This is a genomic window from Leisingera methylohalidivorans DSM 14336 (genome assembly GCF_000511355.1).
Lineage (GTDB): Bacteria > Pseudomonadota > Alphaproteobacteria > Rhodobacterales > Rhodobacteraceae > Leisingera > Leisingera methylohalidivorans.
Genome location: NC_023135.1, coordinates 921,072 through 937,536 on the forward strand (window position 1 = coordinate 921,072; position 16,465 = coordinate 937,536).

16 protein-coding genes are annotated in these 16,465 nt (G+C 62.5%); 12 read left to right on the forward strand and 4 right to left on the reverse strand.

Annotated features, from left to right (window positions below; genetic code table 11):
- The first annotated feature begins 52 nt into the window (after positions 1-52).
- The 8 genes from METH_RS04540 to METH_RS24685 all read left to right on the forward strand — a co-directional run bounded on the left by METH_RS04540 (position 53) and on the right by METH_RS24685 (position 7,571).
- The gene (locus METH_RS04540) at positions 53-613 is read left to right on the forward strand and encodes a F0F1 ATP synthase subunit delta (protein WP_024089238.1); all 561 of its coding nucleotides are present in this window, start codon (positions 53-55) and stop codon (positions 611-613) included.
- Positions 614-2,152, forward strand: a complete 1,539-nt coding sequence (gene atpA / locus METH_RS04545; RefSeq protein ID WP_024089239.1) for a F0F1 ATP synthase subunit alpha — start codon at positions 614-616, stop codon at positions 2,150-2,152. It abuts the gene before it with no gap.
- A gap of 15 nt (positions 2,153-2,167) precedes the next feature.
- The gene (locus METH_RS04550) at positions 2,168-3,043 is read left to right on the forward strand and encodes a F0F1 ATP synthase subunit gamma (protein WP_024089240.1); all 876 of its coding nucleotides are present in this window, start codon (positions 2,168-2,170) and stop codon (positions 3,041-3,043) included.
- 21 nt (positions 3,044-3,064) lie between these two features.
- Positions 3,065-4,489, forward strand: coding sequence for a F0F1 ATP synthase subunit beta (atpD, locus tag METH_RS04555; RefSeq protein ID WP_024089241.1), 1,425 nt, complete (start codon positions 3,065-3,067; stop codon positions 4,487-4,489).
- A 56-nt stretch (positions 4,490-4,545) separates the two neighbouring features.
- A complete protein-coding gene (locus tag METH_RS04560) occupies positions 4,546-4,959 on the forward strand; it encodes a F0F1 ATP synthase subunit epsilon (protein WP_024089242.1) in 414 nt (137 codons plus the stop codon).
- A gap of 336 nt (positions 4,960-5,295) precedes the next feature.
- On the forward strand, positions 5,296-5,952 hold the full coding sequence (locus METH_RS04565; RefSeq protein ID WP_024089243.1) for a metal-binding protein ZinT: 657 nt from the start codon (positions 5,296-5,298) through the stop codon (positions 5,950-5,952).
- A gap of 96 nt (positions 5,953-6,048) precedes the next feature.
- Entirely contained in the window at positions 6,049-7,275 is a 1,227-nt protein-coding gene (locus tag METH_RS04570; protein ID WP_024089244.1) for a GTP-binding protein, read from the forward strand.
- Entirely contained in the window at positions 7,272-7,571 is a 300-nt protein-coding gene (locus tag METH_RS24685) for a DUF6525 family protein (RefSeq protein ID WP_084013760.1), read from the forward strand. The genes METH_RS04570 and METH_RS24685 overlap by 4 nt, the downstream gene beginning before the upstream one ends.
- 777 nt (positions 7,572-8,348) lie before the next feature.
- Here the strand turns inward: METH_RS24685 and METH_RS04575 are convergent.
- Positions 8,349-8,570, reverse strand: coding sequence for a hypothetical protein (locus METH_RS04575; protein WP_024089245.1), 222 nt, complete (start codon positions 8,568-8,570; stop codon positions 8,349-8,351).
- A 28-nt stretch (positions 8,571-8,598) separates the two neighbouring features.
- On the opposite strand from METH_RS04575, the gene METH_RS04580 reads away from it, so the two are divergent.
- A complete protein-coding gene (locus METH_RS04580; protein ID WP_024089246.1) occupies positions 8,599-10,206 on the forward strand; it encodes a class I SAM-dependent methyltransferase in 1,608 nt (535 codons plus the stop codon).
- Between the two features lie 141 nt (positions 10,207-10,347).
- Complete coding sequence (locus tag METH_RS04585; protein ID WP_024089247.1) at positions 10,348-11,565, forward strand: PAS domain-containing protein; 1,218 nt, start codon at positions 10,348-10,350, stop codon at positions 11,563-11,565.
- 345 nt (positions 11,566-11,910) lie between these two features.
- Here the strand turns inward: METH_RS04585 and nhaC are convergent, their stop codons facing one another.
- The gene (gene nhaC, locus METH_RS04595; RefSeq protein ID WP_052348664.1) at positions 11,911-13,341 is read right to left on the reverse strand and encodes a Na+/H+ antiporter NhaC; all 1,431 of its coding nucleotides are present in this window, start codon (positions 13,339-13,341) and stop codon (positions 11,911-11,913) included.
- 378 nt (positions 13,342-13,719) lie between these two features.
- Here nhaC and METH_RS04600 point away from each other — a divergent pair, with 378 nt between their 5' ends.
- Complete coding sequence (locus METH_RS04600) at positions 13,720-14,070, forward strand: H-type lectin domain-containing protein (protein WP_024089250.1); 351 nt, start codon at positions 13,720-13,722, stop codon at positions 14,068-14,070.
- 9 nt (positions 14,071-14,079) lie between these two features.
- Here METH_RS04600 and METH_RS04605 read toward each other — a convergent pair whose 3' ends face one another.
- The gene (locus tag METH_RS04605; protein ID WP_024089251.1) at positions 14,080-14,481 is read right to left on the reverse strand and encodes a helix-turn-helix domain-containing protein; all 402 of its coding nucleotides are present in this window, start codon (positions 14,479-14,481) and stop codon (positions 14,080-14,082) included.
- Between the two features lie 266 nt (positions 14,482-14,747).
- Here METH_RS04605 and METH_RS04615 point away from each other — a divergent pair, with 266 nt between their 5' ends.
- Positions 14,748-15,236, forward strand: coding sequence for a DUF2938 domain-containing protein (locus METH_RS04615; RefSeq protein ID WP_024089252.1), 489 nt, complete (start codon positions 14,748-14,750; stop codon positions 15,234-15,236).
- A 102-nt stretch (positions 15,237-15,338) separates the two neighbouring features.
- On the opposite strand, the gene METH_RS04620 is transcribed toward METH_RS04615, so the two are convergent.
- On the reverse strand, positions 15,339-16,361 hold the full coding sequence (locus METH_RS04620; protein WP_024089253.1) for a ribose-phosphate pyrophosphokinase: 1,023 nt from the start codon (positions 16,359-16,361) through the stop codon (positions 15,339-15,341).
- Positions 16,362-16,465 lie beyond the last annotated feature (104 nt).

Genomic DNA, 16,465 nt, shown 5'->3' on the forward strand with positions numbered 1-16,465 from the left:
GCCTGTGGCCGGGTACGCCAACCGGGGCCAATAACATATCGGAAGGGTGGACGTGTCCGAACCAGCTTCGATTTCTGCAGGCATTGCCGCGCGCTATGCCACGGCGGTGTTCGACATCGCGGAAGAAAACAAGGCGCTCGACAGCCTTGAAACCAGCATCAATGACCTGGCAGCCGCGCTGGCTGACAGCGAAGACCTCAACAACCTGATCCACTCGCCGCTGGTGTCGCGCGACGAGCAGGGCGCCGCAATCACTGCGGTGGCTGACAAGATGGGCCTGGATCCCGTCCTGCGCAATACCCTGGCTCTGATGGCCGACAAGCGCCGCCTGTTTGTGGTGCCCGCGCTGATCGATGCGCTGCGCGCCCGTCTGGCCGAAGCCCGCGGCGAAGTCACCGCCGAGGTGGTGTCCGCCAAGGCGCTGACCAAGACCCAAAGCGAAAAGCTGGCCAAGACCCTGGCCGAGCGCGTGGGCAAGAAAGTTACCATCAATGCTTCCGTCGATGCCTCCATCATCGGCGGACTTGTCGTTAAAGTGGGCTCGAAGATGATCGACAGCTCGATCCGCTCCAAGCTCAACTCCCTACAGAATGCAATGAAAGAGGTCGGATAAATGGGTATCCAAGCAGCAGAGATTTCTGCGATCCTGAAAGACCAGATCAAGAATTTTGGTCAAGAAGCAGAAGTGGCTGAAATCGGCCGCGTGCTGTCCGTCGGTGACGGTATTGCCCGCGTTTACGGCCTCGACAATGTTCAGGCCGGTGAAATGGTCGAATTCCCGGGCGGCATCATGGGCATGGCGCTGAACCTGGAAAGCGACAACGTCGGTATCGTGATCTTCGGCTCGGACCGGGACATCAAAGAAGGCGACACCGTCAAGCGCACCAACTCCATCGTGGACGTGCCGGTCGGCAACGGCCTCCTGGGCCGCGTTGTGGACGGCCTCGGCAACCCGCTGGACGGCAAGGGCCCGATCACCGACGTCACCCGCGGCGTTGCCGACGTGAAGGCGCCGGGCATCATCCCGCGTAAATCGGTGCACGAACCGATGGCAACCGGCCTCAAGTCCGTCGACGCGATGATCCCCGTCGGCCGCGGCCAGCGTGAGCTGATCATCGGCGACCGTCAGACCGGCAAGACCGCGATCGCCCTGGACACCATCCTGAACCAGAAGTCGTACAACGACGCCGCCGGCGACGATGAGTCCAAGAAACTGTACTGCGTCTATGTCGCTGTGGGCCAGAAGCGCTCCACCGTGGCGCAGCTGGTGAAGAAGCTGGAAGAAACCGGCGCGATGGACTACTCCATCGTTGTGGCGGCAACCGCATCCGACCCGGCACCGCTGCAGTTCCTGGCGCCTTATGCCGCAACCGCAATGGCGGAGTTCTTCCGCGACAACGGCCGCCACGCGCTGATCATCTATGATGACCTGTCCAAGCAGGCTGTGGCTTACCGCCAGATGTCGCTGCTGCTGCGCCGTCCGCCGGGCCGTGAAGCCTATCCGGGCGACGTGTTCTACCTGCACTCCCGCCTGCTGGAGCGTTCGGCCAAGCTGAACGAGGACTTCGGCGCCGGCTCGCTGACCGCGCTGCCGATCATTGAAACCCAGGGCGGCGACGTGTCGGCGTTTATTCCGACCAACGTGATCTCGATCACCGACGGCCAGATCTTCCTGGAAACCGAACTGTTCTACCAGGGCATCCGCCCCGCCGTGAACACCGGTCTGTCGGTGTCGCGCGTTGGCTCCTCGGCCCAGACCAAGGCGATGTCCTCGGTTGCAGGCCCGGTTAAGCTGTCGCTGGCCCAGTACCGCGAAATGGCTGCCTTCGCGCAGTTCGGCTCCGATCTGGACGCCGCCACCCAGCAGCTGCTGGCCCGTGGCGCCCGTCTGACCGAGCTGATGAAACAGCCGCAGTACTCGCCGCTGACCAACGCCGAAATCGTCTGCGTGATCTTCGCCGGCACCAACGGCTACCTCGACAAAGTCGACGTCAAGGACGTCGGCCGTTACGAAGAGGGCCTGCTGAACCACCTGCGCAGCAAACATGCTGACCTGCTGGCGGACATCACCAACAACGATCGTAAGGTGAAGGGCGAGCTGGCGGACAAGGTGAAGGCTGCGCTGGACGAGTTCGCCGCTAGCTTCGCTTAAGGGGGATCCCAGGCAATGCCGAACCTTAAGGACCTGAAAACCAGGATCGCGTCGGTCAAATCGACCCGCAAGATCACAAAAGCCATGCAGATGGTGGCCGCGGCGAAACTTCGCCGCGCCCAGGAAGCTGCCGAGGACTCCCGCCCCTACACCAAACGGTTCAACGCCGTGATGGCAGGGCTGGCGGCCTCGGTCGGCGGCAGCGAGTCAGCCCCCAAGCTGCTTCGCGGCACCGGCAGCGACCAGACCCATCTGCTCGTCGTGATGACCGCCGAGCGCGGTCTGTGCGGCGGTTTCAACTCGAACATCGCCAAGCTCGCCCGCCAGAAAGCGGCCGAGCTGAAGGCCGCGGGCAAGACGGTCAAGGTTCTGACCGTCGGCAAAAAGGGCCGTGACGCCCTGAAACGCGACCTCGGCGGTGATTTCGTCGGCCATGTTGACCTCAGCGACTTCAAGCGCATCGGCTATGCCAATGCGCAGGGCATCGCCAAGGACATCCTGACCCGGTTCGATGCTGGCGAATTCGATGTTGCCACGATCTTCTTTGCGGAGTTCGTCAACGTCGTGACCCAGATCCCGACCGCGCAGCAGATCATCCCGGCCTCTTACGAGGGCGGCGACGCTGAAGGCGCATCTGCGGTTTATGACTACGAGCCCGGCGAAGAGCAGATCCTTGCGGACCTGCTGCCGCGCGGCGTGTCAACGCAGATCTTCTCGGCGCTGCTGGAAAACGGAGCATCCGAACAGGGTGCCCGGATGAGCGCGATGGACAACGCGACCCGCAACGCGGGCGAAATGATCGACAAGCTGACGATCCAGTACAACCGCTCCCGCCAGGCCGTGATCACCAACGAGCTGATTGAAATCATTTCGGGCGCTGAGGCGCTCTAAGAGACAACCGGAGACCAACAAATGGCACAAGCAAAAGGCAAGGTGACCCAGATCATCGGCGCCGTTGTGGACGTCCAGTTTGACGACCACCTGCCCGCAATTCTGAACGCCCTGAACACCGAAAACGGCGGCAAAACCCTGGTTCTGGAAGTATCCCAGCACCTCGGCGAAAACACCGTCCGCTGCATCGCGATGGACGCGACCGAGGGCCTGGTCCGCGGTCAGGCGGTGGAAGACACCGGCGCGCCGATCTCGATCCCGGTCGGCAACGCCACTCTGGGCCGCATCCTGAACGTCGTGGGCGAGCCCGTCGACGAAAAGGGCCCGGTCAACGCGACCGAGACCCGCGCCATCCACCAGCCCGCGCCCGAGTTCAACGAACAGTCGACCGAGTCGGAAGTTCTGGTGACCGGCATCAAGGTGATCGACCTGCTGGCGCCTTACTCCAAAGGCGGCAAGATCGGCCTGTTCGGCGGCGCCGGCGTGGGCAAGACCGTTCTGATCATGGAACTGATCAACAACATCGCCAAAGTGCACTCCGGCTACTCGGTGTTCGCGGGTGTTGGCGAACGGACCCGGGAAGGCAACGACCTGTACTGGGAAATGATCGAATCCAACGTGATCAAGCCGGACAACCTGGAAGAATCCCAGGTGGCCCTGGTTTACGGTCAGATGAACGAGCCTCCGGGAGCCCGTGCCCGTGTTGCGCTGACCGGCCTGACCCTGGCCGAACAGTTCCGCGACCAGTCCGGCACCGACGTTCTGTTCTTCGTGGACAACATCTTCCGCTTCACCCAGGCCGGTTCGGAAGTGTCCGCTCTCTTGGGCCGTATCCCCTCCGCTGTGGGCTACCAGCCGACGCTGGCAACCGACATGGGCGCGATGCAGGAACGCATCACCTCCACCAAGAACGGCTCGATCACCTCGATCCAGGCCGTCTACGTGCCCGCGGATGACCTTACCGACCCGGCACCGGCAACCACCTTTGCCCACCTGGACGCGACCACCGTTCTGAACCGTGCGATCTCGGAACTCGGCATCTACCCCGCTGTGGACCCGCTCGACTCCTCGTCGCGCCTGATGGACCCGCAGATCGTTGGCGAAGAGCACTACAAAGTGGCGTCCGACGTTCAGCAGATCCTCCAGCGCTACAAGTCGCTGCAGGACATCATCGCGATCCTCGGCATGGACGAACTGTCGGAAGAGGACAAGCTGACCGTTGCGCGTGCGCGTAAGATCCAGCGTTTCCTCAGCCAGCCGTTCGACGTGGCAAAAGTCTTCACCGGCTCTGACGGTGTGCAGGTTCCGCTGGAAGACACCATCTCGTCGTTCAAGGCCGTTGTGGCCGGCGAATACGACCACCTTCCCGAAGGCGCCTTCTACATGGTTGGCGGCATCGAAGAAGTGAAGGCAAAAGCCGAGAAGATGGCTGCGGAAGCCGCCTAAGACTGGATTTTCCCCTGCGCCCCGGCGGTGCAGGGGAACCCTGAAAGGAGGCCCCAATGGCACAAACGATGCAATTCGACCTCGTGAGCCCCGAGCGGAGCCTGGCTTCGCTTCAGGCCAGCGCGGTCCAGATCCCCGGTGCGGAAGGCGACATGACGGCGATGCCGAGCCATGCGCCCACCATCACCACCCTGCGCCCCGGCGTGCTGAAGGTCGAAAGCCCGGACGGCAACTCGGAGTATGTGGTCACCGGCGGCTTTGCTGAAATCGGCGGCGACAGCCTGTCGGTTCTGGCCGAGCACGCGATCCCGATGGCCGAGATGACCCGCGACCAGATGGACGCGCTGATCGAAGACGCCCGCGAGATGTACAAGACCGCAAAAGAGGAAGACCAGCCGCACGGGCTGGTCGAGGACGCAGCCAAGCTGCTCGCCGACATGGAAGCCCTGGGCACCCATATGTCCCTCTGATCCAAACGCGGATTGGACGATTTTGAAACCGGCTCCCTTCTGGGGGCCGGTTTTTTCGTCGGGGAAGGCTGTTTGGCGAGGCTTGCCTGGAGCGGCAAATCACCCGCCGGAAGGGCATTTTCACCGGGCTGCCCTTTGAAGAAGGGTTTGGCCCGCTGTCCGCACTGCGGACAAAGGTTGAATTCGCCGCGGTTGCTCCAATGACCGCTTTCAGTTGCCGGCCTGCGCTAAGGATCACCTGTTGGAAAGCGTGTCTTGCCAAAGGCATCCAATGAAACTACATGCGCAGTATGTTATGTTATTACATTCGAATCACTGGAAAACTGGAGTCCCTGGATGCCCTGCAAAACCCTCAAACGAACGGCCATCACCGCAATCAGTGTGTTGATGACCGTTTCGGCTCCGGCCATTGCCCAAACAGCAAACCACGCCACATCCAGCGTCGAAAATCATAAGGGGCACGCGCATGAACCGGTTCTTGTAAACGAAGCGGACGTTCAAGCCCGCGAGCTGTCTGATTGGGAGGCGGACTGGCAATCGGTTTATCCCTTTTTGCAAGACGGCACTCTGGACGCCGTGCTGGCGCATAAAGCCGAAGATGCGGAACGCACCGTCGAGGAATTCCGCGCCTATTATGACGCAGGCTACGCGACCGATGTAGGCCGCATTCTGATCGACGGTTCCAAGGTGACTTTCTTCCGGGATGGTCTGCCCGTTCAGGGGCTATACGAAAACGACGGCTATGAAATTCTAACCTATGAGTCGGGCAGCCAAGGTGTGCGTTACATCTTTGAAAAGTCAGGTGGTGACGCAACAGCACCGCAGTTCATCCAGTTCAGCGACCATATAACCGTGCCGGCAAAGGCGGAGCATTTTCATCTGTACTGGGGCGACGACCGCGCAGAACTGCTGAAGGAAGTCACCAATTGGCCCACATATTTCCCGGCCAATATGACTGGTGCCGAGATCGCAGCAAACATGCTCGCGCATTAAATCCGGTCGCTTCCCCATGCCAAAGCGGCAGGCCTGCGACAAAAGCAAGCCTGCCGCTCCGCTCCAGACAATCCTTCAGTCCAAGGCCGCTCCAGAATGAACACTCCCGCGATAAACACAGACACACGCCTTCCCGTCACTGTCCTCTCAGGTTTCCTGGGAGCAGGGAAAACCACCCTTCTGAATGAAGTCTTGCAAAACCGTGATGGCCGCCGCGTTGCGGTCATTGTAAATGATATGTCCGAGGTCAACATCGACGCCGGCATCATTCGCGACGGCGATGCAAACCTCAGCCACACGGAAGAAACGCTGGTTGAAATGACAAACGGCTGCATCTGCTGCACCCTTCGCGACGATCTGTTGAAAGAGGTCAGCCGTCTCGCCGCTGAAGGCCGCTTTGATTATCTTCTCATCGAATCCACCGGCATTTCGGAACCGTTGCCAGTTGCGGCGACCTTTGATTTTCGCGATGAGGATGGTGTCAGCCTTTCGGATGTTGCGCGGCTCGACACGATGGTGACCGTTGTCGATACAGTCAATTTATTGAAAGACTACGCCAGCCACGATTTTCTCAGGGATCGTGGCGAGGTGATGGGCGAGAACGATGACCGCACGCTGGTGAACTTGCTGGTCGACCAGATTGAGTTTGCCGACGTTGTGATCCTGAACAAAGCGAATGATGCCGGGCCTGCCAACGTAGAAGCCGCCCGCATGATCGTTGTGGCGTTGAATCCGGATGCGCAAATAATCGAGGCTGACTACGGGAAAGTGCCGCACGGCCGAATATTTGATACGCGCCTGTTTGATTTTGAAAAAGCGCACGAAAATCCGCTTTGGGCAAAAGAGCTTTACGGATTTTCGGATCACATCCCTGAAACTGAAGAATATGGGATTTCGTCGTTTGTGTATTGCGCAAGACGGCCTTTTGCCCCTCAGAAAGTGAGCGACGTCCTGTCTGGCCCCTTGCCCGGCGTCATACGTGCCAAGGGGCATTTTTGGATAGCGACGCGGCCCGATTGGGTGGCTGAATTTTCGCTTGCAGGCGCATTGAGCAGTGTCAAACCTATGGGCATCTGGTGGGCAACCGTTCCCGAAGATCGACGCCCGGCAAGCCCGCAGGCAACAGAGTATTTAGAGCACCACTGGCAGGAGCCCTTCGGGGACCGGCGCCAAGAATTGGTGTTTATCGGTTCGGGCATGGACAAGGCAGCGATAACAGCGGCGTTGGATGCGGCCCTTGTTGAAGATGCGCACGCATTTACGCCCGACGCTTGGGCCAGCTTGCCCGACCCGTTTCCGCATTGGCGGCGCGCGCCTGTATGATCAGCGCAGCGAGGCGGAAAGGTTTTGTGACACGGCGCGGCAGCAATGCGCGGACAAGCTTGCCCCGGTCAAAACAAAGCGGAAATCCGATGGCGGCCTTTGACCAGTTGCCAGCGGATCTCCGCGAATGGCTCAGGCAAGCTGCGCTGCCGTGGTCACCTCGTTCGGCGCTGCGGGTTTGGCGGTCTGCACTAAAAAAACACGGAGGCGACCGGACTGCTGCCTGCGCTTACCTCAGCCAAGTGGAACTTAATAATCTCAAGCAAGAAGCTGGAAGGATTTGGGGTGCCGAATAATAAATCCTAAAAGGGGACTTTGGCCACTTATCAGAAAATCAGCAATGTGGGCTCACGCGCTAAATCGCTCCGCGATATGGGCGCCTGTGGCTGGCGGTGCGGGAAACCGGGATTTGTTTTGCGGATTTCGATGACGGCTGTGTGCTGTCGGGCGCGGTGATTTTGCCTCGGTTGACAGAGGGTTTTCCGATGACCCTTCAGCAGTCCGCACCGGCGGCCCCCCTTCGCGCCCGGATGATTGCCGATATGCCGACGCGCAATCCGGGGCCGGCGCTTCAAACCAGCCACTTGCGGGCCTGCAAGCGGTTTGCAGCCTGGCTCGGACGATCCCCCCGGGACCGCGGCAGCCGATGATGTGCGGGGCTTCCAGCGGCAACTGATGGAAAGCGGCACCAGCATCTGTACCCGCAGTCAGACCATGACCGGGGTGAAGTTTCTGTTCCGGGTGACGCTGCGGCGGATGAACTCGCCGGTTCCTGATCCATGCCCTGCCCAAGGGGCAGCAACGCATCCGCCCCTACGGCGTCTTCGGGAATGGCAACCGTGCCGCCAATATCGCCAGGATCAGGGACCTGCTCGGGGCAGGCAGCTTCGGCATGGTTTTTGTGAGCCTTGATGGGCATGCGCCGCGCCGCGCGCGGTCCGCCCAACCTGCAGAACAAGTACCAAGGCAATCAACCGCTTCAAATCCCCATAGAGCCAGCTGATCCGCCCACTTCCAACCCCGCGATTTCCCGCTTGCGCGTTTCTCCGACGCCAGGCAATGCCGCGCATCATTCAAACGTCGCGCGCGGCGTCCGAGAAACCTGCATCAAGCAGCCCCTCTCCGGAACCGCGGCGAAAGGCACCGGTCTCATCGCCGGCCTCATCGCTGGCCTCACTGCCGGCCTGTCCGCTGGCGCATGATGTCAGCAGGCCGCATTCAGCTTTCCAAGATTGGCCTCCGATCTGCGGATCATTAACGCTATTCTCACAAATTTTCGAAAAATTGCCCTGCATGACAAATTCTCAAGCAGCAGGATTCCCCGTGACAGATTGGACTTCCGGCTATGTGGCCGGCATCGACTATACCCATGACTTCCACAGCCAGCTGACGCCGGCCTTGCTGGGCTTCGGCGCGATGAGCCAGGGCCACCGGCACGCGCTGGACGGCGGCGGCATCACCTATTGCGAACTCGGCTGCGGCCAGGGGTTTTCCGCCAATCTTCTGGCGGCGGCCAACCCGCATATCGACTTTCACGCGATGGACTTCAGCCCCTCGCATATCGCCGGCGCCCGGGAGCTGGCGCAGGAGGCGGCGCTGGAGAACGTTCATTTCCACGAGCGCTCCTTTGCGGATTTCGACGCCGCGCCGGGCCTGCCCCAGGTCTTCGACATCATTGCCCTGCACGGTGTCTTCAGCTGGGTGTCGGAGGAAAACCGCCAGCATATCACCCGGTTCATTTCGCAGCGGCTGCGGCCGGGCGGTCTGGTCTATGTCAGCTATAATGCCCAGCCCGGCTGGGCTGCGGCCATGCCGCTGCGCCGGCTTATTGCCGCCCGGGCAGAGCAGGGCAGCGGGCCGCTCACAGACCGGATCGGCGAGGCGATGGCGTTTGCCCGTCAGCTGGGTGCAGCGGGTGCGGCGTATTTCGCCAAGAACCCGGCGGCGGCCAGGCGCCTGGACCATATGAAATCAATGCCGGCCAATTATCTGGCGCATGAATATTTCAACAAGGACTGGACCCCTTTCTACTTCGAGGATCTGGCGGGGGAACTGGCCGGGGCCAAATTGAACTTTGCAGGGTCGGTGCATCCGCTGGACAATCTGGACTGCATCCGCTTCACGCCGGACCAACAGGCCCTGCTGGACAGCGAGGGCGATCCCGACCGCCGCGAAGGGCTGCGCGATCTGCTGCTGAACGAGCATTTCCGCACCGATATCTTTGTGAAGGGCAAGCTGGCGCATACCCCGCGCGGCGAAGTCGGCGCCTGGTTCGCGACGCCCTTTGCCCTCAGCCGCCCCTACAGCGGCGGCACGCTGAAATTTCAGCACCGGGGTAAAGAGGTGCCGCTGAAGCAGGATCATTACGCGCCCGTGCTGAAGGCGCTGGCCAAGGGGCCGGCAACAGTGCGCAGCCTGCTGGATCAGGGGGTGTTCGGCGCCATGGACTGGGGCAGCATCTCCCGGATGCTGATGACCCTCGCCGGCACCGGATGCATCACCCCCTGTCTGCCGCAGGAGGGGCTGGCGCAGCGCGCGGCTGCCTGCCGCGCCTTCAACCTGGCGGTCTGCAAACGGGCCGAGGACAGCGACACACTGCGCTTCCTGGCTTCCCCGGTCACCGGCGGCGGGGTTGCGGCCGACCGGTTCGAACAGCTGTTCCTGCTGGCCCGCAGCGAAGGCCATGAGACGCCTGCCGGCTGGGCCGCGCTGGCCTGGCGCATTCTGGCGCCGCAGGGCCAGCGGCTGCAGCACGACGGCCGGGTGCTGGAGACCGAGGCGGAAAACCTTGCCCTGCTGGGGGCCAGGGCCGGAAATTTCGCAGCCCGCCGCCTGCCGCTGTTCATAAGCCTCGGCCTGACGCTGGAAGACACCCGGCAGGACCAGGCGCAGATCCCGGCACCGGACAAGGCCCGGGGCGCCGCGGCGTGATCCCGCAGCTTTCGGGGGCGGCTTCCGGCCGGCCCCGTCTGCAGGGGGGAACCGTGCCCTTGCGCCGCCGCATTAGCAATTTAAAAAGCTGTGCCGCTTACAAAGAAACAGCCCCATACACTCACTGACAGGAATTCTCTCGTGTCCTTTGAAGACCGCATGCTGGCTGCCCGAACCACGGGCAGGGAATCGCCTTTTGCCCTCGACGAGGTGTTTTTCTCACGTACCGACCCGCGCGGTGTGATCCAGGCCGGCAATGCGGTGTTCAGCCGTGTCGCCAAACACCCGCTGGAGGATCTGCTGGGCGCGCCGCACAAGGTGATCCGCCATCCGGACATGCCGCGCGCGGTGTTCCAGCTCTTGTGGGACACGATCAAGGACGGCGGCACCGTTGGCGCCTATGTCAAGAACCGGGCCAGCGATGGCAGCTATTACTGGGTCTTTGCGGTCGTCACCCCCTGCGAGTACGGCTACCTGTCGGCGCGGATCAAGCCCACCAGCCCGCTGTTCAGGACAGTGGAGCAGGAATACGCCCTGCTGCGCCAGGCGGAACGCGACGACGGGCTTGACCCTGAAGACAGCGCCGCGCTGCTGCTTGCGCGTCTGCAGCAGCTTGGCTTTGCCACCTACAACGACTTTGCCGGCCACGCCCTGGCAGAAGAGCTCATGGCCCGCGATGCAGGCCTGAAACGCCCCGCGGACGCCCGTCTGGCGGAACGCCGGGCGATGCATTCCGCAGCCGGGGATCTGGTGCAGGAGACCGAGGCGCTGGTGCAGGAATTCGAATCGATGCGCACCATCCCGCATAACCTGCGGGTCATTGCCTCGCGGATCGAACCGGCCGGCGGGCCGGTCACCGTTCTGTCCGAGAACTACAACTCGATGTCGCGCGACATGTCCAATTGGTTCGAGGCCCATGTCTGGGGAAAGAACAGCAATTTCCGCGCCATCAATGGCACCGTCACGGCGGCGATCTTTGTCGAAGGGCTGGCGCGGATCCTCACCGAATGCGGCCGTCAGCTCAATCAGGAAGACGGCGCCGCAGCCATTGATGTCGATCGTGAACAGGCGATCCTGGCACAGCTGAGCGAAGACCAGTTCACCAAGGCCAGGGCCAGCCTGCAGGATGTCCGCTTCGAGGCCGACCGCATTATGAAGGCCTGCATGACCCTGCACCGCCACTTCATGGCGCTGACAACAACCCGGGTGCTGTGCAAGATCGAATGCGCCCGGCTGGGAAGTGCCGGTGAATCGCTGAACACGATCATTGATGAGCTGGGCCGGTTCCAGGACCGGATTTCCGCCCGGCTGGAAAAGATAACGGAGCTCAGCGCCGCCCTCGCATCCGAGGAGAAATAGCCCGCGCTCCGGGGTATTTCTCTGCCGCTGTTCCGGTCCGGCTTTTGCGGAGCGGGGCAGGCGGCTGCCCGTGCCGTTTCCTGAACCGGACCGGCAGCGGGACGGTGCTGCTGAAACCGGTGGCGGCGGAAATCCCGGCCACCGTCATGCCGGTCTCATTCAGCAGCGTCAGGCCGGTGATGATGGCGATGCCATTGGATCAGGCCACCGGCCCGCCGCAATCAACCCGGCACCCGGCCGCAGCCTTCGGAACAAAGCTGCCGAGGTCCGTAGCGTGACCCTGGCTGAAGGGAAGTTTCCTGCAAAATGCGCGCCGCAGGCCGCTGCCCGCGGCGCGCTGTTCCGTCAGGCGGTCAGCAAGGCCACCGGCTCGCCGCTGTCTTCCCAGGCGGTGATTTCGTCTTCGCTTGCCTTGGGCGAAAACAGCCCGGTCATCGCATAGAAGATGCCGATCAGCGGCGACAGCCAGCAGGCAAAGGCCAGCGGGATGTACAGCAGGTTTTCAAAATTGCCATCTGAAATCCCCAGCGCCAGCGCCGAGATCACAAAGGCGCCGCCCGCATTCCAGGGGATCAGCGGCGACACCAGCGTGCCGCCTTCCTCGATGGCGCGCGACAGGTTCAGCGGCGAATACTTCATGCCGCGGTAAACCGGCGCATACATCCGGCCGGGCAGGGCAATCGACAGGTAGGGGTCGCCCGCCACGGTGTTGGTCGCAACCGATGTCAGGATCGCCGAGGCCTGAATGCCGGCAAAGCTTTTGACCCGCGCAATGATCACCTCGATGATCGCCTGCAAACAGCCGGTCCGTTCCAGCGCGCCGCCGAACGCCAGCGCCAGCAGCACCAGCGAGATGGTCCACATCATCGACTGGATGCCGCCGCGGTTCAGCAGCGGATCGATTTCCGGCACGCCGGTTTCAATCGCATAGCCGCTGTTGGCAAAGGTGAAGGTCTCATGCAGGCCCGCGCCCTGGCACGCCATCGCCAGGATGCCGCCGGCGACAGCGCCGGCAAACAGCGACGGGATAGGGGGCTGCTTCTTCACCGCCAGCGCGATGACCAGCAGCGCAGGCAGCAGCATCAGCGGCGAGATCCAGAACGCGCCGTCCAGCGCCTCGGTGATCGCGTCGATGCGCTCAAACGATACCTGCGAGGTGTCGATCAGGGTGAAGCCGACAACCAGATAGATCACCAGCGCGATCAGCATCGACGGCACCGTGGTCGGCAGCATGTTGCGGATGTGGTCGAACAGGTTGGTGCCGGTCACCGCAGGCGCCAGGTTGGTGGTGTCCGACAGCGGCGAGATCTTGTCGCCGAAAAACGCGCCCGAAACCACCGCACCGGCGGTCCAGTACATCGGAATGCCAAAGCCCGCGCCGATGCCCATCAGCGCCAGGCCGACGGTGCCCACCGTGCCCCAGGAAGTGCCCAAGGACACCGACACGATCGCGCACAGCACCATGCCCGCGGCCAGGAACAGCTCCGGCGACAGGATTTTCAGCCCGTAGTAGATCAGCGTCGGCACCGTGCCGCTGGCAATCCAGATGCCGACAATCATGCCGACGTTGATCAGGATCGCCAGGGAGGGCAGCGAAATGGTCACGACATGGAACACGCCGTCTTCGATATTGTCCCACTTGTGGCCCAGCTTCAGGCCGACCAGCGCGGTGATGGCGATGCCGATGGCCAGCGGAATATGCGGGGTGAAGTCGCCGAAATAGAACAGCTGGATGCCCAGAACCCCCAGTGTCAGCACGATGGGCAGCAGCGCCATCGCCAAGCCGGGCTTCACGATGTTCGGATCATTTGGTGACACGGATATCTCCTTGGTTCAGTCAAATCGCCTGTCAAAGGCGGATGCGGACACACAGCAGAAATCGGCCCCGGGGTCTCGCCGGAACCGCGCCGGAATGCACGGCGTTTGCGACAATCAGGGATATTTTCCCCAATCGGGGATCTGCGGCTCTTCGGGGGGAAATTCCCGTTACCGGCCTTGCGGCCGCCAGGGTTTCGGCCCAGCCAGGGCAGGGGCAGGGGCAGGCCAGCCGGGCTTTGCGCAAAAGCAACAGCCGCCGGGTCTTTGCGGCTGGTTTCTGGATAATCCTGCTGTATGGCGTAGTCTGAACGGCACGCCAATCGCTTGGGAACCGGAATGAACAGACTGCGCAACCCCCGCACAGGGGTCGATCAGGGCGATACCGAGGTGTTTTCGGATTTCGAAGACGGCGGCGAGATGTGGACCGGCTCCGGCCCGCGTGAGCGCCGCCGCGCCGTGAGCTTCACCGAGGCCTTTGCCCGCCCGCCGGCCGTGCATGTGTCGCCTTCGCTGTGGGATATGGACACCTCCACCGAGATCCGGGCCGAGCTGGTGGCGGAAAACATCACCTGCGAGGGGTTCGAGATCGTTTTCCGCACCTGGGCCGACAGCCGCGCCGCCCGCCTGCGCGCGGGCTGGCTGGCCATTGGCGAACTGCCCCATGCCGATGACTGGGACGTCGACTAGGGCGCGGCGCTAGACCTTGGCGGTCAGGGTTCCGGCCTGCAGCAGCTTTTGAAACTTGGGGCATTCCAGATGGCTGGGCGCCGGGCAGTCCGCCACATGGCGCAGCGCATCGCGCAGGGCCGACAGCTCGCGGATCTGCACCTCCAGCGCATCAGCGCGGGCGTGCAGCTGGCCGCGCGGCAGATCCGGCTGGCCGTCCTTGCCGAACAGGCCGGCAATTTCCTGCAGCGAAAACCCGGCCGCCTTGCCCAGTGTGATCAGCGACAGCTGCAGCAGCGTCTCTCGCCCGAACTGCCGCCGCAGCCCGTTGCGCCCGATTGAGGTGATCAGCCCGATTTTCTCGTAGTACCGCAGCGCCGAGGCGGCCACGCCGGAACGCTCCGCGACCTCGCCGATATCCAGAAGTTTCATCCTTGACCTCAAGCCGGATTGAACAGGCAGGCTGCCAGACCTGCGCCGGCAGGGCAAGGAGGTTCCTGAGCAACCGGCCGGCCTGGCGCTCTGAAACCGCGCAACACGCCTTGCAGCTTTTGCGCTTGGTGCGGCGGAACGCCAAGGCAGGTGCCGCAGCAGATTGCGGCGGCCGGGCTGCAAACCGGTCTTGACTTGAAGCCGGGTTGAAGTTGTACGCCAGCTCCGGACTCACCGTGCGAACAAAGGAAAAGGCAGAACGTCCTATGGTAGATGAACTTATTTTCAAGGCGGTCCTGGCCGGGACCGGGGCAACGGTTTTCATGGACTTGGCAGCACTGGCCCAGAAACGGCTTCTGTCCCTGCAGTCTCTGGACTATGCGATGGTCGGCCGGTGGCTTTGCCATGCTGTCAGGGGGCGCTTCATTCACCGGCCCATCACGGCGAGCCGCGCCGTTGCCGGCGAGCGGCTGATCGGCTGGGCCGCGCATTACCTGACCGGCATCCTGTTTGCAGCGGCGTTTCTGGCGGTCCTCGGCGAGGAGTGGCTAAATAACCCCAGCCTGTGGCCGGCACTGGCGTTTGGCGCCCTGACTTTGTGCGCGCCATTCCTGATCCTTCAACCTGGCATCGGAGCAGGGATCGCTGCGCGGCGGACACCGGCCCCGAACACGGCCCGGCTGAAAAGCTTGGCAACGCATCTCACCTTCGGAGCGGGGCTTTGGGTGTCGGCGCACGGCCTTTCACTGCTGTAGCACCTGCATGCGGCCGCCCCGCGGCGCGTGCGGGAACGGATCCGGCAAAAACAAAAAGCCCCGCAATCGCGGGGCTTTCATCAATTCCGGGCAACAGCTGCCTCAGCTGCCGTTAAAGGTCAGGCTCTCGTAGATCGGCACCAATGTCTTGTCCTCGAACAGCGACGACACGGAAGTGCCGTGCCAGATGTTCAGGATCGCCTGGGTGAACAGCGGCGCGGTCGGCAGGATGCGGATATTGGGCGCGGCGGCGACGGCCTCGGTCGGCTGGATCGAGTCGGTCAGCACCAGCGACTTCATCACCGAGTTGGTCACCCGCTCCACCGCCGGGCCGCTCATCACGCCGTGGGTGATATAGGCGTGCACCTCCTTGGCGCCGTTGTCCAGCAGCACCTGCGCCGCCTTGCACAGCGTGCCGGCGGTGTCGCACATGTCGTCGATGATCAGGCAGATCTTGTCCTTCACATCGCCGATCACGGTCATCTCGGCCACTTCGCCGGCCTTCTCGCGGCGCTTGTCGACGATCGACAGCGGCGCGTTGATCCGCTTCGCCAGCTCGCGGGCCCGGGCCACGCCGCCCACGTCGGGCGACACCACCATCAGCTCGTCCATGTTGTCCTTGAACTGGTTTTTCACATCCAGCGCAAAGATCGGCGAGGCATAAAGGTTGTCCACCGGGATATCGAAGAAGCCCTGGATCTGGGCCGCGTGCAGGTCCATGGTCAGCACCCGCTCAATGCCCGCGCCGGTCAGCATATTGGCCACCAGCTTGGCCGAGATCGGCGTGCGCGCCTTGGTGCGGCGGTCCTGGCGGGCATAGCCGAAGTACGGAATGACAGCCGTAATACGCTGGGCCGAGGACCGGCGCAGCGCATCGGCGATGATCAGCAGCTCCATCAGGTTGTCATTGGCCGGGTTCGAGGTCGGCTGGATGATGAACATGTCCTCGCCGCGGACGTTCTCATAGACTTCGACGAAGATCTCGCCGTCATTGAACCGCTCGACGCGGGCATCCACCAGCCCCTGGTCGACACCGCGGTGCAGGCTCATACGGCGGCTGATGGCTTGGGCAAGAGGAAGGTTGGCGTTCCCAGCGATAAGCTTGGGTTCGTTCAAAGTCGGCATTGGCTGATATCCCCAGGCAGCAATGGCAATGTGTCAGATTCGTGATATTGAACCCCGCTTATCATGCACTTACCCTCACGCAAAGTTCTAAGCGGGAGATACAG